Consider the following 19,657-nt stretch of genomic DNA (forward strand, 5'->3'; position numbering starts at 1 on the left):
TTCTAAATGTAATCGGTTAGCAGTTTATAATTGCTGTTTATTATGGCTTTATGAAAAATCCGCATCAACGAATTATTACTGCTATCACCTGGTGTCTTGCTTGGGGGGAACAGCGAGAACCGAAAAAAATGCTGTCGGAAGAAATGTTACAAGCTCTGAGGAATGGTGAAACTGTAACTGATGAGGTAGCAGAGATTGTTGAAGGGGTAAAACAACTTCAGGGAATTACTGAAGCTGATTTTCCTCAAACAACAAATGAATTATTAAGTAAATACGGTGATTTGTGGAAGCAAAACACTAAGATTGGTTTGGTTTATGGTGGTGCTACGAAAATCAAACAATACGTGTTTGAAGCTGCGAAACTTCCCTACATTCGTGGTGCTTCTGCAATTCTTGATAGGATTAATTTGGTTGATTTACCTGCTTTTTTTGGAGCGGAGAAGGATAAGGATTTTCTTCAGTTGAAAGATGAAGAAACTAAGAGATACTGTCAGCAGGTTCGAGAAGAATGGTTAAATAGAGAAGATAATTTTCCGGGACTATTTCAAGCTTTGATTCCGGAATTAATTATTTACTCTACTGGTGGTAGTATTTTAGCTTTTTGTCCTGCTGCTTTTGTTGATGATTTGGCGAATGCTATTGAAAAACGCTATACTCACGAGACTTTGACGGCTAATTCTTGTGCTGTTGGTGATACTTTTAAGCTGTTGGAATTCCGATTTGGATTGTTATCGGATTCGATTCATGAAACTTTTTGGTTGGATAAGTATTTGAAGAATCAAGATAATGCTGTGGTAAAAGCTTATTTTGACCAACCGGGAGTAGATTCACCCCAACAAAAATTTCGCGATCGCAAAAGTTTTAATGAGTTGGTGTTGAAGTTAGCGAATCAGTTTTCTCAAAGAAGAAACGGAAACGGAAATAGAAATAATATTTCGGGAAACCGTTCGAGTCGTTGTTATCCTCCGATGTTTGAAACTCATCCTTATTTACACCGGGATGACAGCGATAGTCACAATGCTATTGTCCGGGTTGAAAATGATGAGAATCAAAATAAAGGACTTCCGAATGAACCTTGGTTATCTGAGACTTTAGCTAGAAAGCTGTTGATGGGACAGATTACTAAACGAGAGTATAACAAGGGTGATTTACCGAAATGGTGGAATAAGCTGGGGTTGAATTGGGAACCGGGAAAAATTGAAGGTTGGGTGAAACGATTTGAAGATTATCGGTTTGATGTTCCGAGTAAATATTATCAAGGAATTGAAAATCCCGAACGAGTCGAGGAAGCTAGGTCTTTAAGAGAAATAGCATCTGCTAGTACTCCGTCGGGTTTTGTTGCTTATATTTATGCTGATGGTAATAATATGGGTGGTTATATTCGTCAGAAAATCAAATCTCCCGAAGATTATCAGCGTTTTAGTCAAGATATTTTTGAAGCTACGGAAAAATCAGTTTACGCTGCTATAGATAAGCATTTACGACCTCATTATTTTATCCCCGATGCAAAATCTAGTCGGGATAATAAGAGTCCGGTGTGGATTCATCCTTTTGAAATTATCACGATTGGTGGTGATGATGTGTTATTAGTTGTTCCTGCTGATAAGGGTTTGGAAATTGCTAAAACGATTGGGGAAGAGTTTGAAAATCGTTTAATAGATGAAAACAAGAGTCAGGGTGATTATTCGTTAGTACCAACAAAACCGATAGATAATTCAAAAGCACATCGCTATCATTCAAAGGATAGTTCGGAACAACCTCCGGTTTCTAAATGTAAATTGAGTATGTCAACGGGAGTTTTAATTACAGCTTGCGATACTCCGATTTATTATGCTGATAAACTGGTGAGTCAGTTGCTCAAATCTGCGAAGAAAACAGCAAAGGATTTAAAGAAAAACCATCAATACTATAGCGGTACCGTGGATTTCTTGGTGATGAAAGCGGTAACGATGATTTCTTCTAATATTAAGGAGTTTAGGGAACAGGGTTTAACTAAAGTTTCTCCCGATAAACCAAAATTAAAGCTGTATTCTTCACCTTATACATTGTATGAATTGGGTGGATTGCTTAAAACTGTTGGAGCTTTTAAAAATACTAATTTTCCCCGTTCGCAACTCTACCAAATTCGCAGTTTACTGGAAAGAGGTAAGCGTACAGCTATTCTTAACTATCGTTATTTTCGGGTTCGTCTTCAAGATGATAATGCTAAACAGCTATTAGAAGAACAATTTGAACAAACTTGGTGTGAAGCGAAAACTAATAACGGTAATATTGCACCTTGGATGTCTGTGGGAGATGAAAATGAGGATAAAAATGCAGATACAACAACTATTTATGAAACAATTTGGCGAGATATTGTAGACCTATATCCTTTTATTCCCGAAGAAAATAATACTGATAATTCACGGGATAATCAAGAATTTCAAAGGGAGGTTGGTTAATGGTTTATTTAGATAACCTTTCTTCTAAAGCTACAAAAACAATCTCGCTAACTGCTGTAATTGATACTGCTTTATGTGTCGGTGCTGGTGGTTCCACTGGTTCTTTAGCCGATAAACCCATCGTCCGAAATGCTCAAGGACAATTGTTGATACCGGGTTCTCAACTTAAGGGTCGATTACGTCACGAATGCGAAAAATTAGCACGAGGTTTGGGTTGGAAAATTTTTTTGGCACCTCTTCCTAAAACCCTTTCTCCGCAAGAGTCAGAGGTCGAGGATAAATTTAAAGATAAATATACAGTTCCAGGATATCGAGGATATCACTGTTTAGTATCTCAGATATTCGGCGACCCGATTTTACCTTCTCGGATTCTTGTAGATGATTTAATTTGTTCTATTCCTGCAACAGATTTAGCAGAAATATTGCGTCCGAGTGTCACAATTAACCGTCGTCGTCGTACTTCTGATGAGAAAAAATTATTCTTTCTCGAAACTTCTCCCGTTAACGCTCAATTAAAATTTGAAGGTGAAATTTATCTGCTTCCCCAGTCTCCCGAATACTCTGAAGCTTTGATTATGGCAGCTTTACAGCATATCAACGCTTTGGGTGGTAGTAAGTCTGCTGGGTTGGGGTGGTTAACCTGGGAAGTTTCTGTAAAAACATCCAATAAATCTAAAAATAATTTTGATTGGTCGCAATTATTACCAGAAAAGTGAAACATTTAGAATTGAAAATTACAGCTTTGTCACCTTTAGCGATAGGAGGACAAAAACCCGGTACTTCTGTAAGTGAAGTAGAAAAGTATATTCCCGGTACGGTTATCAGAGGTGCGATTGCTTCGCAAATTTTGCAGTTGTCGGGTGGAGATACGGGAGGACATTTTGAAGGATTATTTTTGGGTGAAAATCCGGCAATTTTTCACAATGGTTATCCAGCAATTGCAAAGGTAAGTAAGGATAAATCGGAAATCAAAAATCAATTCGCTAAGGTAGTACCTGCAACAGGGATAAGTTCCAAAACCAATCCTGGGTTTAAATCTAGTGGGAATGGAGTTTTTGACACCTTGATTGATTGGTTTTGTGCCGATGCTCGCAATTTACCATACGATCCCAGCGACCCAAATGCAACTAAATCGGGGGAAAATCCTCAAGTAGAAGCTTATCGCGGTTTTTACAGTTTTGATAATAAAAATTACTATAGTCATGACGTGAGCAGTCGCTTTTTAACCAGAGTTGGAATTAACCGTCGTCGTGCTACTAGTGAAGAGGAAATTCTTTACAGCATCGAGGTTTTGAACGAATCATTTCGTAAAGATATTGAAACTTCGGAATGGGATAATTTTGTTTACTGTAGTTTGATTACCGTTGAAAATAATTCTCTTGCAGATGCTTTGACAAGGTTTCTAAATAAAAGTTCGCAAAACTTTCGTGTTGGTGGTTCTGCTTCTCGTGGTTTAGGTAAGGTGAAATTTGCAGCTCGGGAAAGTAAGTTAGCGGATAAAAAAGTTAAAACACGGATTACAGAGTTTAATCAAGCTTTAGAAAATAGATGGAATTTATGGAGTCAGGGTTTTTTTGAAAGTAAATCAAACTTGTTAAAACGTACTTATTTCACTTTGAATCTACATTCCGATGCTATTTTAACTGAAAATTGGCAGCGTACTACTGTGGTTTCGGAAGAAATGCTAAAGCAATTTACAGGAGTTGATTCATCTTTAAAACTCCATGTTGCTTATAGCAGCTACGATTATGGTTCTGGTTGGAATTCCGCTTGGGGTTTAATGAAAGATGTAGAATTACTGACAAATAAAGGAGCAGTGTATCTTTTTAGCACCGAACATCCAGAAAAATGGTATAAGGCTTTAGAAAAATTAGAAATTAACGGAATCGGTGAACGCACTTGTGAAGGTTTTGGACGTGTAGAAATTTGCAACGAATTTCATCAAGTTTTTTGGGAGAATGCTGTATGAATGAAGATAATCAGACAAGAATTGCTTTAAAAATTGAAGGAAAAATTCGTCAAGCTGAAGATGATTTGGTTAAAGCTATTGTAGATGCTTTAAGAGATAGTGAATATCTGAAATCGGGTGATAAAAAGTTAGAAGAATCGCAGTTTAACAACTTACTTAGAGTTGCAGATACTAGCGAAAGTCCGGAAGTAATTAAAAATTTTATTTTCTATCAAGTTGGTAGGGATGAAAAATGGGGTAGAGGTAAAAAATCTTTAGCTGCAAAGATTGTTAACGATATTGATGGAAATTTACAAAACAAAGCTTCAGAAATAGCCAAAGAAGCTTTTACAGGAGAAGTTCCTAAAGAAGAAATCAAAAAAATCCAGATGCAGTTAATTAGACTTTATCTTGGTTATGGTTCTCGTTATTTAAAATATTTGAATACTGTCAACGACCCGAAAAATAAATCTACTGCAATTATTTAAAAGTTATGCAGTGAATTAAAAGTGAATGAATTATGAGTGAATTAATTATGTTTGATAAATTTAAAAATCGTCTTGAATTGACGGGAATTTTAACAACTGTAACTGCATTACGGATTAGTGCTGGTCGTTCCAGCGAACCCATCGGTTCAGATTTACCTGTAGTAAAAGATGCATTAAATCAACCGCTGATACCCGGTGCTAGTTTTAAAGGAGCAATGCGATCGCGATTAGAAAGTTTTCTCCGGGGGATTAATCAGAATTGGGCTGAAGACCCAGCAGAATTTACCAGTAAAGCCCGAAATGAAACTATTAAGGGACTTAAAGAAAAATACAAGGAAGATGATAAAGCTTTAACAAACGCAATTTTAAACCAAACCGATTTAGTTTCTCGTTTGTTTGGTTCTCCTTGGATAGCAAGTAAATTTCAAGTCAGAGATTTAACGGTAGTCAAAGATACTTGGTTTAATCAGTATCAAGAACGTGACGGAGTAGCAATCGAACGGGATACTGAAACCGCTGGGAGTGGAAAACTGTATGATTTTCAAGTCGTACCAGCAGGAACAGAATTTGATTTTAAAGCCGTAGTAGAAAATTCAGAATCTTGGGAAAGAGGTTTATTAATGATTGGTTTGCATCAATTTGAATCCGAGCAAATCACATTAGGAGGAGGAAGTTCTCGGGGTTTGGGTGTTGTGAGTTTGGAATTAAATAAAATGCAGTGGTTTGACAGTGAAGGTGATGCTAAAAAGCTTTTAGAATATATGGAAAATCAAGTTAATCAAACGATGGGTGATTATCAATATAGCACTCAAGAAGATATAGATATATTAAAACGTGAATGGAGCGAACATTTAATTAATCATTTGTATACCGAGTTGGATAAAGCTGTTGTTAAACAACCTAGTAATTAAAATTATATAGGTTCGTAGTTGCGCTACTCTGCGAGAAAGCTTCGCTTACAGCGCCAACAATATTTGGCGCTAAAGCGCAACTACGAACCAAAAAATTACTTTCAATTAATCAAAATCATGCACAAAAGATTTGTTAATCACTGCACTATTGAACTAAGTCTAATTCCCCAAGGAGCAATATTAATAAAATCCGGTCAGGAAGATATTAATCCTAGCAAACCCAAGATGGAATTTGTTCAAACATTTCACTCTGGAGGAAGTTCCATTTATCTTCCCGGTAGTTCACTTAAAGGTGCTATCCGTTCCCATGCTGAACGAATTGTGAGAACTGTAGGTAGTGATAAACGTCCTACTGATTCAGATAGCAATCAACTTTGGGCTAATGACCCTTTAAATGATAAATACGAATATTTAAAAGACCAAAACAATAAAGATTTACCAGCTACAGAAATCTACAAAAAATCATCCTTCACCGACCAGATATTTGGTAATACCTCAATTGCTAGTCGGATTCGTATCGAAGATGCTTATCCTCAAGATAAAACCAAATTAAAAATCGAACAGCGTCACGGTGTAGCGATTGATAGAGTATTCGGTTCCGTTGCTGTGGGACCATTTGATTATGAAGTTTGTACGAGTGGAGAATTCCACACCAAAATCCATTTAAAAAACTTCTCTTTAGCCCAATTAGGTTTAGTTGGTTTAGTATTACGAGACTTAAATGAAGGTTGGTTTGCTATCGGTTTTGCAAAATCTCGCGGTTTGGGTAACGTCAAAATAAATTATCACAAAGCAGTCGTTCAATACCCCGGTTGTAAATTAGAAGATAACCAAATAAAAGCTTTCGGAAAACAGCAAACTTGGTCAAATACAGCTTTACTCGGTGCTGGTGAATTTCTACAGGGAGAAAATGAAAACCCTTATAATTTCCCATTTCCAGATATTCAAAATACTTCTATCGAAGCCGAAAAAATGGAATTAAATTTTGGAACTCAATTAATCTGGAATAACGAAGGTGAAAAAACAGTTTCTAACTTATTCGAGCTTGCTGTGAATGAATGGAGTAAATTATTAACAGAGGGAGCAGCAGCATGAGTTTCGTCGGATTTAAAAAAGTTTCATCTGCTGATGAACTCAAAGAATTATTAAATATATATTCTCAACAATCTCAACAGCAAAGCTATTATTTTTTACGTTGGTTAGATAGAGTTAGTGGAATTATCACCAACTTACCCGAAGACTTTTCTAATTCCGAAGGACAATTTTTTAATGCTGAATTAGAACTACGTTGGAAACCCGAAGGTAAAGGTTACAGCATTCTATTACTTCGTGCAAATAACCATCATCAAGACAGCGAATTAGGATTTAAAGAAATTGGAGGAGAATGGGAAGTATCTGAAGAACAAAACGCTTATTTCTATGGAGTTGATGAAAAAAAATTACCTACTAGATTTCCCAAAGGTTTCATTTACAAAAATCAACAGCAAGAGAACATCAAACCAAAAGATATTCCCTTAGCACAACGAAATTTTTTTAATAAACATACTGCTACAGTCCACTTTGTCGCTCTGACATTGAAAAACTGAAAATACCTAAAATCCAAAATTGAAATGACTTTCAACCGTAATAATCCGAAAAATAATTATTCATCAAACAAAGATGAAATGGGTCCCAAACCCTACGAACTAATTCCCTTTCCCAACAAACCAATTACTCCCAAATCTCCACCAAAACAAGGACACTCACAATATCTTCCCAATCATTTACATGGAACCTTATATCTAACATTATTAGCCAGAACCTCGCTTCATGTTTCTACAGGTTCCGTAGTTATGGGTAGCGATATTGATGAAAAACCACCGCTGATAAAAACAATGGTAAGAACCCCTGATAATAAATTAATTATCCAAGGAAGTTCCATAAAAGGTTGTATTCGTTCTATATATGAAGCAATTACTAATAGTCGTTTAGGAGTTATTAGCAAAAAATACGAACAATCTTATCCCGAAGAACGTTTACCCAAAAAGAATAGTCAAAATCAACTTTGTCCCGCTAGTTTAGTATTTGGTGCTTCCGGTGAAGGATGGGGTTGGCAAAGCTTGATTGATTTTCAAGACGCAATTTGTGAAGAAACTAAATACACAGTTGGTTTTATTCCTAACCTATGGTCAGCACAACCTAAGAAACGAAAAGCTTATTTTAATAACGGTGAAACCGCTGGACGCAAATTTTACTATCACATGACCAGGGAAATAGATAAAGGTAAACGTGACGGTATTCCCATCCAGCAAATTAAACAAGCTTACTTTAAAACCCAAATCCAATTCCACAACTTACAACCGCAAGAATTAGGAACATTATTAGTAATATTAGGACAAGACAGCGAATACCCTTTAGGATTAAAACTTGGTGGTGGTAAACCCATCGGAATGGGAACTATTACCATCGATATAACCAAAGCAAATATTTCTCAAAACCTTAATGATTTACGTCAGCGTTATTCTTCCTACAGTACTTCATCTCAAACATTGACCGGAGATAAACTAAGTAATTTTATTCAAGAGAATATCAAAATAGCTCGTAAAAATTTAATTGAAAATACCCAACTACAAGCAATTTACGAAATATTGGGCTACGGAAAAAAAGAAATAACCCGTCAACCTTACGAACTATATTAATGGTACAAAATACAGATACTTTATCAGAAGAATCAATATTAAAAGAAGCAACATATCTTGCTAAAGCTCTTGTCAAAGAACAAAATTATATTGAACCAGGAAAAGATGGTATTAGGAATGAACTTGATAAAATAGTTGATTACTTACGCTATACTATTAATCAAAATTCTTCAGAAACTATAAATCAAAATGATTCAAAAACAACATCTAAATTTTTTGAATATTTAGAAAAGTCAGAAAAAGACGGAAAAACATTAAAGCGTAGCGATGTCACCATTGATTATTACAGCAGTATCAACAAAATCTGTAAAAAAGAACTCAATAATAAAAACTACAAACCTGAAAAAATTATCGAAATCCTCGCTTGGACATCTCGCTTAATACGCTACTACAAACTCGAACCTGAGCAACAATTATTAGAAAGCGAACCATCCGCTCAGACGAACTCAGAACCCAGCAAAGAAAGTAGAATTTGGGAAATCGGAGAAGAAGTAGAAGCAGAAATAACCCTTATCAAAGGTAAGGAAATTACTTACAAAATTACTGACGATATCAAGCGTAAAATCAAAGAACCCAAGCATTATCAATCTCTCAAAGTTGAGCAAAAAGTGATTGTTCAAATTACTGAGATTAGAGATAATCTTCCTAAAAAGGTGAAATTTGTTAGGTCTTTGTAATTGATGGTTTAACCTCACCCCCTTCCCCTCTCCTTGTCAAGGAGAGGGGTGTTTTAGTTTCAACGATATTTACTAATAAAAAACTCTTGTAGGGTGTGTTAGATGCTCGACTATATTCATTGATAAGAAACAGCTTGAATATATCATCTAACGCACCATAACTGATATTAATAGATGTAGCTTTTCATCCCCTTTCGGGGTTAAAGAATAAAAACGAATTTCCAAAGGGTTAGCAGTAACGAATGGCTAGCGTTTCCATCCCCTCTCGGGGTTAAAGAATCAAAACCCAACGAGTGGGTAAAAGCTACTGGTTAATCGGCGTTCGTTTCCATCCCCTCTCGGGGTTAAAGAATCAAAACCCTACCCTTAGAAACCCTTACTATAACCAGCTTTCAAAACAGATTTTCGTGGGATAGCTAATTTAGGGTCAATAAACCAAAATTTATCTACCATTTAACCAAATTTACCATCTTCAAAACCTTATATAGCAAGCCTTTTGTGGGATACAACGAAAGAATCAACGTTTCAGCTATTAACCTTATCCCACAAAACGGGAAACTAAATCTTAAATTTTCAAGGTACCGATTACGATGAATAATATACCAGATAAGTTATAAATTTTACAACTACTTCCAACTTTATTATTCAACAAAAAGAATCTACCCCCTCTTCCCCCTCTCTCTTAATCAAACCATTTCCTCACCATAAGCAACATAAGCCGAATCAGCGACCCAACCGATTAAAGTGACAACGCTATTCGCGGGTACGTAATATCTACTATTGGGTATATTCTCTATAGCATTAAACCGACCGCGAGCGTAAATGACTAAAACGGTTTCTGGTTTTAATAGCGGTAAAATTTCATTCACATGTGTTTCGACTTTCTTTTCTTTATCGTCTTGGGATAATTTAGAAAATTCCTGACCTTTATCATCTTTATAATTTTGTAAGTCTAAAACGCAAACGTTACCGGATAATCTCTTCGGTGGATTGTGACGATTCCAGAAGAAAACGTCTCGAAATCCCCTTGCTTTAATTAATTTAAATTCTTTTGGCTCCATCGCGGAAGATGGTAGATAATAATCAACGTAAGTAAAAATAATCGCTTTTTCTCTATCTATACTTTTCCTCAAACTTTGAACTTCGGTTTTAATCAAATTATCTACACGAGCTTCAACTTTCTGACTAATGATTTCTTCAGCTACCTTTTTCGCATCACTTAAATTCTTGCCGAAAACAAAGGTAATCCATGCTCCCAACACAGCGAATACAAATACAGCTAATTGAATTATAAACTTCAAAAAATCTAATTGGGTTTTCAGTAAAGTAACCGTATCTACAGTTTCCTTTGGTGTTTGTGTTGGTGACGATGTTGTTGTCTGAGCAATGACATCCAATAATTGGGAATAATCAAATATAGAAAGTAAATCCATAAATCAACTTGAACGCTTGAAATTTATGATACTCAAACAACCCGCAAAATTAACAACCAAATTTGAACAAGCTCTAATTTACGCCACCCAACTACACGCAAATCAAACCCGAAAAGTAGATAAAATTCCTTATATTTCTCATTTAATGTCAGTTTCGGCTTTAATTTTAGAAGCTGGTGGAACTGAAGATGAAGCGATAGCGGGATTATTACATGATGCCATTGAAGACCAAGGTGGTAAAGCAACTCGTGAAGAAATTCGTCAAAAATTTGGGGAAACGGTGGTGGAAATAGTTGATGGCTGTACGGAAACTGATATTACACCGAAACCACCTTGGAAAGAGCGCAAAATTGATTATATAGAAAACATTCGCAAGGGTTCGGATTCTGTAAAATTGGTATCCTTCGCTGATAAATTACATAATGCTAGAAGTCTTTTGATTGGATATCGGAATAAAGGGGATAAATTATGGGATTATTTCAGCGGTAGTAAGGAAGATAAATTATGGTTTTATGGGGAGTTATTGGAGATTTATCAGCAGAGTTGCGATAATTTTATGACTGTGGAGTTGGAGCGGATTCTGGAGGAGCTTGGTAATCATTGAAGAACCTCACCCCCGATTTAACTGCGTTAAATCTCCCCTCTCCTTATTAAGGAGAGGGGTTTAAAAATTCCCCTCTCCTTGACAAGGAGAGGGGTTAGGGGTGAGGTTAAATCCCATCTTCCTTGACAAGGAGAGGGGTTAGGGGTGAGGTTAAATCCCCTCTTCCTTCACAAGGAGGTTATGGGTGAGGTTCAATTCCCCAAGAGGATAAAATCACGTAAAATTTAATTATGCCTATACGTAGAACTCGCAAAAAATCCTCGGCGATAATCACTCTACCAACCGACACTGAGTTAGTAGGGATAGTTTTTCATATATCACCTGCGAGCAATTACACTATTTTCCCCGAATACGCGAAGGGACTCCATGCTTGGTTTTTGAACCAGGTACGACAAACGAATCCCGAATTATCTACTTATCTCCATGATGGGGAATCGGAAAAGCCGTTTACTATTTCTCGTTTGCAGGGAAAGTTCTTAAGTAACGACGCAAAATTACAACTTGCGGCAGATTCCAATTATCAATGGTACGTATCTGCGTTATCTTCGCGACTGGTGGCATGGATGGCTGATTGGCTGCAAAATTTACCCAAAACTATCGAACTCCATAACGCACCTTTACAGATAAAATCCGTAGAAATTGCCCATCCGGCAACAACTTACAAGAAATTACTAGAAAATAAGAAAGCTAAAAATACTCTTTCGTTAAGCTATATCAGCCCTACTAGCTTTCGTCGCAAAAAACATCATTTTCCTTTACCGTTACCTTTCAATATATTTCAAAGCTATTTACGACGGTGGAATGATTTTTCTAATTTACCGGTGGAACAAGATACGTTTTTGGAATGGGTGGACGAAAACGTAATTATTCAACGCCACCAAATTTCTACAACTAGAGTTCCTGGCGGTAAAAGAGGTTTAGTTACTGGATTTACGGGTGCGGTGGAATTCGGTTTGGGTAAAGAAGCTTCAAAAGAACCAGAATATGTCAATTTATATAGAGCTTTGGGTAAACTTGCACCTTATTGTGGTACCGGACATAAAACGACTTTTGGTTTGGGACAAACCAGGTTGGGGTGGTTAATTGAAGAGGAAAAAATCGAAGTAGTATCACCCCAAGAGTTATTAGCTAATAGAATCGCACAAATTACCGAAATATTGATGTCCAAACAAAAGCGCACCGGGGGAAGTAGGGCAATTTCGGTATGCCAAAAACGCGCTGCAATCATGGCAAGACGAGAAACCGGCGAATCACTACAAGATATTGCTACTGATTTAGACATTCCTTACGAAACAGTCAAAACTTACGTTAAACTGACGAGAAAGATGTTGGCAGAAAGTTGATTGGGTATGGGGCATTGGGCATTGGGCATTGGGCATTGTAGATTAATAATAGTTATTAATTTTAACCTTTAACCTTTAACCTCTCAAGAATATTTCGCAACTTCTTTCCCCTGGATATAAACTGATGCAATGGATGATGGTAAGGTGTTTTCGGGACGAATTAACAGAAAGTCGGCATCGAATCCGGGAGCAATTTTACCTTTTTGTTTACCGAGTCCGATTGCTGCTGCTGGGCGACTGGATACTAATTCCCAAGCTTTTTCTAGGGGCATCAAACCTTCTGAATGCAGCTTAAACGGAGCGTAAAATAACGAAGGATAATGATAATCGGAACAAAGACAATCAAGGACTTTATTTTTTAACGCTTCTTCTACACTCATCCAACCCATATGAGAACCACCTTGCAATAAATTTGGGGCACCCATCAATACCGATGCACCATATTTGCGTTCCTGGGCAGCTAAATCAACATTGGCTGGAAACTCAGCGATCGCCATTCTCCGACGATGACTTAAAGCGACTTTTTCTTCGGAGTCGTCATCATGGGAAGCGACGGGAATATTATAAATATGAGCTAATTCAACCAACTGCTCTACTTGCAAACTTCCTTCTTGTCGATATTCCTGAAGTTGGGTAAGCATATCTATAATCTCTTGATTCGAGAGGATGACTCGCCGACGCAAATTACTTATATGTCTTCTCCATTTATATCTATCTTCTACAGGTGGTAAATGATCGTTAATTGATAAGAAATGAATGCGTCTTTTTTGCAACCAGGTACATAATTCTTCATGCCCTCTAATATTAGTCAGTTCGTGTCGGATATGAATTAGATGATTACAGCTTAAAAGGTGTTGCCCTTCTCCCCAAATAAAATTGATTAAATCTCTTGCTGTATCTCGGCTCCTTAAACCTGGTTCATAGGAATCGGTAATGGCACAGAAGTAAGTTGTTATACCAGCCGCTAATAAATTGCGGTCGTTTTCTATCATTGCCATTGCTAAAGGAATATTAACACCAGGACGAGGACAAATCGTCCTTTCAAAAGCGTCACCATGTAAATCAACAATGCCCGGAAACATTTGCAGCCCTTTGGCTTTAATTCTTTGACATCCGTCTTTATTCGCGGTTCTTTTGATACTTATAAAACGTCCATCTTCAATCAAAACATTGGTATCTTTTTCCCAACCTTCTGTTGTTAGTACATCTACACCTTCGATTACTACCTTTGTATTTGTTTTCAGTCTCGAATATTGTCTTAAATCTTGTTGTAATGCCACGACTTATACCGTTAATAATTCTAAGTTTTGTATTAAACAGGCGGAAAAGTATTATTGCGTATTTATCAAACGTTGTTTGTGTATTTATGTGTATTATTTTTTAGATTTATTCATAAATTATCAATCCCTACCCATAACGAGACGAGATTTTTCATACCTCTATAAAGTTTATTTTTGCAGTTGATATTCTATAACATAAATCACCTAATTAAACTTTAATTTTATTATTCTCTAAGCGATAAATGTATATTGAATTACGCTTCAGATTATTCTCTTCACGCTATTTTTACACTATTTGATGCTTCTACTAATTTAGTTTACGTTGAATTATCAAATTATTGAGTCATGGGAGTAGAAGCAATACGAGCATATTATAGGTTATTTATAGTATAAGTGAATTCATCTACTGATAAATATTACTAAAATTCACTATTTGGCTAAACAAGCACCTCTTTTCTACAATACAATTATCTCATAGCTGGAAATACTAGTATAAAAATCTCTATATTTTTCTAAATTACTAGCGGACAAAGTAATATGATTTAATTTTGAAATTATTTTACGTTTTCAATTATTGACAAAATAATTATCAAAATTTTTGTAATTTTTGTAACCTATGGTTATTGACAAATCAAATAACACGTAAATTATGCAAAACCTTTAAAAAGTAAAGCAGGATCAAGCTATAAATTAGCGATGAAATTATATTTTCAACGGCTTTGCAGAATTCATTACCGATAATTCCTTACCGAAAAAAGCTGTTCTCGCAAACTTGAAGGTGCATAACCTAATTCAAAAGCTTTGGAACTATCTAAAGAAACATCACTAGCTCTAGGCGCAGCCATTTTGACATCTTTTTGTAGGCTGGCTGTAATTTTAGCGCTAGGAATATCAAAAATTTCCACCAACAAACGACCAAAATCGTAACGGGAAATTCTTTCTTTGCCACCTAAATGAATAATTCCTATGCCTTTATCTAAAGCTAACAACAATCCCTCGGCGGCAGTCTTACCACTCACCGGCGTGCGAAATTCATCAACAAATAACTTTAATTCCTTTCCTTCTTGAAGCGTTTTGAGAAAGGATTGTAAAAAACTAGTTGCTGTCGGAGTTGCACCACCAAACATCAAAGGCATTCTACAAATGGCGGTTTGGGGATAACGTTTCAACATGCCATTTTCTGCTATGACTTTGTGTTCCCCGTAAATATTTACTGGATTGACGCTATCTGTTTCTTTATAAAAACCCTTCAAACCATCAAATACTAAATCGGTTGAAGTAAAAACGCAAGGAATTGAATTATCTGCACATAATCCTGCTATATTCAGCGATGCTGTGACGTTAATTGACAGCGATTCTTCTGGATGAGTTTGACAAAAATTCGGCTGAGATTGCGCTGCTGTATGGATAACTGCTGATGGCTGGATTTCTTGAAATAATTTCTTAAGTTCGGAAAAATCAGTTAAATCAAGTTTTACTAATTTGGTTCCCTCAATATCCAAATTGTGAGAAAAATAGGTTCCATACACATCCCATTTTTGCTTTGCCAGTTCGCACAAATGCCATCCTAGAAACCCACTTGAGCCAGTGATTAAGAGCTTTTTCATCATCAATCCGCGAACACCGTCATAGTTATCAACTATCAGTAACCAGTTACAAGTTATCACTTGATGTAAAACTTTGTAAGCTCTAAATTACAAACTTTACTTTATAGAGCATTTTACTGACTCTTAACTCGTTCCCAGCCTCCAGGCTGGGAATGCAATTCATAGAGGCTCTGCCTCCACTATTTAAAAGCAAAGGACAACTTCCTTTAAAGTCTTTACCTTAGTAACATCGGTTTATTGTTATATCATTTCTTTATAAAGATGCGCCGAATTAAGCCTACGCAGGTAGGCTTTGTATCAGTAGCTCCACTCTTTCAGAGTGAGAGCGATTGAGCGCAGCCTCATACAGAATTGGTATTAACTATTCAAACTCTACATCTTCATAAATTTCTGCCATTGTCATTTCAACTTCAACTGATTGCATTTTTAGGATAGTTTCTTCAGCTAAAGTTTCTAAGAACCATTGATTTCCATAAACTTTACGATAAACCTCAATTTTCATTTGAGATTGATGAACTAAAACATACTCTTGTAATGAAGGTATTTGTCGGTAATTATATAATTTTTCAATCCTATCTATACGTTCAGTAATTGGTGAAATAACCTCTACAATTAAACAAGGACGAGATTTGAAATACATGTCTCTATCTTGAGAATCTTTTACAACCGATGCCTCTGGATAATAAAAAGCATTTATCGGTTCAATTCGTACTTTCATATCAGATGCAAATACATGACAATCAGTACCGTATAGCTGGGTTCGCAATCTGGAAAATATATTTTCGGAAATGATTTTTAAGTTATAAGATTCTCCCACCAAGGGATACATTTGTCCGTTAATATACTCGTACCTAACCAGACTTTCTAAATCAAATTGCAGATATTCGTCGATACTGGAATCTATATATTTTGGTTGAGAATACATTTTTATTTTAAACCAGGTATGTTCATTTATCATACCGGGAGATAAAAATTATTTGTTATTGTTTTATTTGAAGTTTTTGATAATATTTTATTATTGTTTAGTACATTTACTAAAAATAAAATCAAAATAGGAAATTAAGGGGTAAAAGATAAATTACCCCTTATTGCTAATTCCTAATTCCTAACTCTTCACCGTTGAATCAATTCTTGAAACTGCTTGGTATTACGAACTTTAGCGAAATCTGGGTCGATTTTTGCTAGTTTTTCGTATTTACCTGGAAATAGTTTCATAGCTTTTTGCAGATTGTCCATCGCTGCTGTAGTATTCTTCTGCAATGCATAGGTGCAAGCTTTGTTGTAATATGCTTGATGTTTGTCAGGTTTAATCGCAATAGCTTTGTCGTAAGATGCTAAAGCTTGCTTGTATCGCTGCAAATTAGTTAAGGCAATACCCCGATTAATCCAAGCTTCGTATTTGTCAGGTTTGATAGCAATGGCTTTGTCGTAAGAAACTACTGCTTCTTGGTAGAGTCGCATCGCTGATAAAGTATTTCCCCGGTTATACCATGCTTCATCCCTTTTCGGTTGAACGGCGATCGCCCTATCGTAGGAACCCAAAGCTTGCCCGTATCTTTGCAAAGCGGCTAAAGCATTTCCCCTGTTAATCCAAGCTTCGGCGTTATCGGGTGCGGCGATTACCACCTGATCGTAAGCTGCGATCGCATCTTCATAGCGATTTGCTTCTAAGAATTTATTTCCTTGAACAAAGAAGTCTTCTGTCTGCCTAACAGAGGCTTGTGTAAGCAACCGAGCAACGTTGGTTTCTTGCACTGCTTTTTTGTTATCCTGTCTCGTTGATTCTGCCCAATCACTACAACCAAGTATCAAGAAAGCAGTTAAGCCAGAGGCAACAAAACGGCTACAAAATGCCATGTCGTATCCATAGAAATCATAAAATCATCCTAAATCTTTTTCTTATCTTTAACAAGTATCTACAAAAACTTATTCATTAATTGTTTTGTCCTTTTTTATAGTAAAATACCTTCTTCAAAATGATTTGTTACTTGCTTAAATAAAGGCATGATTTTACCACTAATGGTTATTTAAATGTATGCTTCGCATGTTTATGACAACTCATTTATTCGCATTTACTAGCTTACTTTAGTATAAATTTGTATTCAAACCTTTCCTGGAAGCTATTATATATAAGGTTTTATCGCAATATACTTAAATATTTAACCTATAAATTATTTTGATTTTATTTAAATATACAACCAGCAAATAGCTTGATGATTTAATGAATAAAAATTAATTTCACTCTGTAATTGTAAGAATATACACATAGTACTAAATAAATATTAAAGTAAGTTAAAAAAAGACTAAATATAACCGATAAGCTAATTCAATCAACTTCAAAATATAAAGTACAAATAATTCCCCAATATTATTCATCACTAATAAGTAAACAGTAATACTTGTAGAGATAAAATTATCCAAATTAAAGTATCAATTATTTCACTCAAGGACTTAGTAAAAAGGCACATCTTTATTTTAGGGGTAAAAACATCCTTTTTTTCTACCCCCTCTCCCCCTCTTCCCCCTCTTCCCCCTCTCCCAAACTTACACTCGCCAATTAAAAACATCCTCTTATACTGTTAATGAGAAATCGGAAATATAATTCCTCAAGGTAAAAACAGTTTCTGCATTTACAATGCGCCATTTACTGCTGCTGATGTCAAAATATAATCATGTCAATCGAATCTAACTCCCATTCATCGCAGTCTCGGAGCCAACAACCCGCATCCGAAGACAAATGGCAACCGGATGAATTTGAAAGCATAGCGGGTACAAACGAGTTGCCTAACGGACTTAGCGCTCAACAAGTCAACTCAGCTATCGCTTCCGTGCAGTCGCAACAAAACACCACAGCCTTACAACAAGCCCGCTCTACATTTCCCGAAAACAGTTCTACCGAGCTACAAGTAACGCCACGAGCATTATTAATAACTTTATTTACAACTTTAGTTACCGTTGTTGGTATAGTCATAAATCAGCCAATAGTCGGCATTGTCGGAACAGTATCGACATTACTTTTATCAGCAATAATACTTTTTCCGTGGTTGCAAGTTGTAGTCACCGAATTGCTCACACCCCAACAGCGAGCGTTGATTATTGCTTTTTTGGGTATAACCGTTGCGATCGCAGGCTTAGTAAAATTCGTTCCGGGTACAATCGATTGGGATATTTCGGGAACCTTAGCCGATTGGTTTGGTGCGTTAGGACAAATTTTGATTGCCATTATTGCAGTTTATGTTGCTTGGCGACAGTATGTCATTTCTAAAGATTTGACAATTCAGCAAAATTTACTGACAATTCAGCAAAATAATATTACTCAGCAGCAGACAATCGACACGTATTTTCAAGGCATTTCCGATCTAGTATTAGATGAAGAAGGATTATTAGAAGATTGGCCACAAGAAAGATTACTTGCAGAAGGGCGTACTGCTTCAATTTTAAGTAGCGTTGACGCAGTTGGTAAAGCCAAAATTCTGCGTTTTTTATCTCGTTCCAAATTATTAACGCCGCTACAGCGCGATGCACATCTAGGTAGAGCAATTTTAGATGGTAGTGGAGGTTATGCCGAAGACTTAGTCGCAGGAGTGCGAGTAATTGATTTGGGAGTAATGCTAGCAGGTGCTAATCTTTCCGGTACCGATTTACGGTGGACGGATTTAAGCGAAGCCAATTTAGTACGAGTTAACTTAAACAACTGTGACTTAGTAAAATCAAACCTTTGTCGGGCAATATTATACGAAGCTAACTTATCGGGAGCCGACTTAAATGGAACCAAATTATTTTACGGTTCATTAGAAACAGCATCACCCCGCAGTCGGCTGCATCCACCCAATTATCGAACTGGGGAGCGCACCGGAGCAGTAGTAGAAAAAGCTAATTTCACCAACATAAAAAGAATCTCTCAAGCCAACCGTCATTATTGTTGCAGTTGGTGCGGCGAAGAAAGTAGAAAAACAATTCCCGGTGGTTGTGAAGGGATTGAAAATAAGTTAGGTAGGTGATTGAACATTGGGAATTGGGAATTAGGAATTGGGCATTGGGCATTGGTAATGGGTAATTGGTAATTTGTAGGTTGGGTGAAACGAAGTGCAACCCAACGTTATCTAGAAAACTAAACCAAATATTTTCAAATATGCGCTTTATTCAAAAATATATTTTACATAATCCGATCTAAAACCAAAATATTGATGTTGGGTTGCGGCGCATTCTCAATATTTCATACACCATAAATAATTCATGCGCCTTTA

General features: G+C 36.3%; 17 protein-coding genes. 12 read left to right on the forward strand and 5 right to left on the reverse strand.

From position 1 onward, the window contains the following. The first annotated feature begins 50 nt into the window (after window positions 1-50). The 9 genes from cas10 to RIV7116_RS16555 all read left to right on the forward strand — a co-directional run bounded on the left by cas10 (window position 51) and on the right by RIV7116_RS16555 (window position 9,143). A complete protein-coding gene (cas10, locus tag RIV7116_RS16515; RefSeq protein ID WP_015119436.1) occupies window positions 51-2,441 on the forward strand; it encodes a type III-B CRISPR-associated protein Cas10/Cmr2 in 2,391 nt (796 codons plus the stop codon). Beyond that, window positions 2,441-3,157: an RAMP superfamily CRISPR-associated protein gene (locus tag RIV7116_RS16520; RefSeq protein ID WP_015119437.1), complete on the forward strand. Its 717-nt coding sequence runs from the start codon at window positions 2,441-2,443 to the stop codon at window positions 3,155-3,157. Before cas10 ends, RIV7116_RS16520 begins: the two co-directional genes overlap by 1 nt. Then, complete coding sequence (csx10, locus tag RIV7116_RS16525) at window positions 3,154-4,410, forward strand: CRISPR-associated RAMP protein Csx10 (RefSeq protein ID WP_015119438.1); 1,257 nt, start codon at window positions 3,154-3,156, stop codon at window positions 4,408-4,410. Before RIV7116_RS16520 ends, csx10 begins: the two co-directional genes overlap by 4 nt. Continuing rightward, window positions 4,407-4,877: a hypothetical protein gene (locus tag RIV7116_RS16530; RefSeq protein WP_015119439.1), complete on the forward strand. Its 471-nt coding sequence runs from the start codon at window positions 4,407-4,409 to the stop codon at window positions 4,875-4,877. The genes csx10 and RIV7116_RS16530 overlap by 4 nt, the downstream gene beginning before the upstream one ends. Before the next feature lie 47 nt (window positions 4,878-4,924). Then, complete coding sequence (csx7, locus tag RIV7116_RS16535) at window positions 4,925-5,788, forward strand: CRISPR-associated RAMP protein Csx7 (RefSeq protein ID WP_015119440.1); 864 nt, start codon at window positions 4,925-4,927, stop codon at window positions 5,786-5,788. A 117-nt stretch (window positions 5,789-5,905) separates the two neighbouring features. Beyond that, window positions 5,906-6,883 carry an RAMP superfamily CRISPR-associated protein gene (locus RIV7116_RS16540; protein ID WP_015119441.1) on the forward strand — a complete coding sequence of 326 codons (978 nt, stop codon included), beginning with the start codon at window positions 5,906-5,908 and terminating at the stop codon, window positions 6,881-6,883. Further along, window positions 6,880-7,374 carry a hypothetical protein gene (locus RIV7116_RS16545; RefSeq protein WP_015119442.1) on the forward strand — a complete coding sequence of 165 codons (495 nt, stop codon included), beginning with the start codon at window positions 6,880-6,882 and terminating at the stop codon, window positions 7,372-7,374. Before RIV7116_RS16540 ends, RIV7116_RS16545 begins: the two co-directional genes overlap by 4 nt. A 24-nt stretch (window positions 7,375-7,398) precedes the next feature. Next, window positions 7,399-8,466, forward strand: a complete 1,068-nt coding sequence (locus RIV7116_RS16550; protein WP_015119443.1) for an RAMP superfamily CRISPR-associated protein — start codon at window positions 7,399-7,401, stop codon at window positions 8,464-8,466. Next, entirely contained in the window at window positions 8,466-9,143 is a 678-nt protein-coding gene (locus RIV7116_RS16555) for a hypothetical protein (RefSeq protein ID WP_015119444.1), read from the forward strand. Before RIV7116_RS16550 ends, RIV7116_RS16555 begins: the two co-directional genes overlap by 1 nt. A 686-nt stretch (window positions 9,144-9,829) precedes the next feature. Here RIV7116_RS16555 and RIV7116_RS16560 read toward each other — a convergent pair. After that, window positions 9,830-10,576, reverse strand: coding sequence for a hypothetical protein (locus RIV7116_RS16560; RefSeq protein ID WP_015119445.1), 747 nt, complete (start codon window positions 10,574-10,576; stop codon window positions 9,830-9,832). Window positions 10,577-10,601: 25 nt separating this feature from the next. On the opposite strand from RIV7116_RS16560, the gene RIV7116_RS16565 reads away from it, so the two are divergent. Beyond that, complete coding sequence (locus tag RIV7116_RS16565) at window positions 10,602-11,180, forward strand: HD domain-containing protein (RefSeq protein ID WP_015119446.1); 579 nt, start codon at window positions 10,602-10,604, stop codon at window positions 11,178-11,180. 230 nt (window positions 11,181-11,410) lie between these two features. After that, complete coding sequence (cas6, locus tag RIV7116_RS16570; RefSeq protein WP_015119447.1) at window positions 11,411-12,523, forward strand: CRISPR-associated endoribonuclease Cas6; 1,113 nt, start codon at window positions 11,411-11,413, stop codon at window positions 12,521-12,523. Between the two features lie 83 nt (window positions 12,524-12,606). Here the strand turns inward: cas6 and RIV7116_RS16575 are convergent, their stop codons facing one another. The 4 genes from RIV7116_RS16575 to RIV7116_RS16590 all read right to left on the reverse strand — a co-directional run bounded on the left by RIV7116_RS16575 (window position 12,607) and on the right by RIV7116_RS16590 (window position 17,267). Then, the gene (locus RIV7116_RS16575) at window positions 12,607-13,803 is read right to left on the reverse strand and encodes an alpha-D-ribose 1-methylphosphonate 5-triphosphate diphosphatase (protein WP_015119448.1); all 1,197 of its coding nucleotides are present in this window, start codon (window positions 13,801-13,803) and stop codon (window positions 12,607-12,609) included. A gap of 731 nt (window positions 13,804-14,534) precedes the next feature. After that, complete coding sequence (locus RIV7116_RS16580) at window positions 14,535-15,410, reverse strand: NAD(P)-dependent oxidoreductase (protein ID WP_044290996.1); 876 nt, start codon at window positions 15,408-15,410, stop codon at window positions 14,535-14,537. Between the two features lie 361 nt (window positions 15,411-15,771). Beyond that, window positions 15,772-16,335: a Uma2 family endonuclease gene (locus RIV7116_RS16585; RefSeq protein WP_044290997.1), complete on the reverse strand. Its 564-nt coding sequence runs from the start codon at window positions 16,333-16,335 to the stop codon at window positions 15,772-15,774. A 188-nt stretch (window positions 16,336-16,523) separates the two neighbouring features. Further along, a complete protein-coding gene (locus tag RIV7116_RS16590) occupies window positions 16,524-17,267 on the reverse strand; it encodes a tetratricopeptide repeat protein (protein ID WP_015119451.1) in 744 nt (247 codons plus the stop codon). Between the two features lie 815 nt (window positions 17,268-18,082). Between RIV7116_RS16590 and RIV7116_RS16600 the strand changes: the two genes are divergently transcribed. Then, window positions 18,083-19,411 (forward strand): pentapeptide repeat-containing protein, encoded by a 1,329-nt coding sequence (locus RIV7116_RS16600; protein ID WP_015119453.1) that lies wholly within the window; start codon window positions 18,083-18,085, stop codon window positions 19,409-19,411. The last annotated feature ends 246 nt before the right edge of the window (window positions 19,412-19,657 follow it).

Source organism: Rivularia sp. PCC 7116 (assembly GCF_000316665.1).
Taxonomy (GTDB): domain Bacteria; phylum Cyanobacteriota; class Cyanobacteriia; order Cyanobacteriales; family Nostocaceae; genus Rivularia.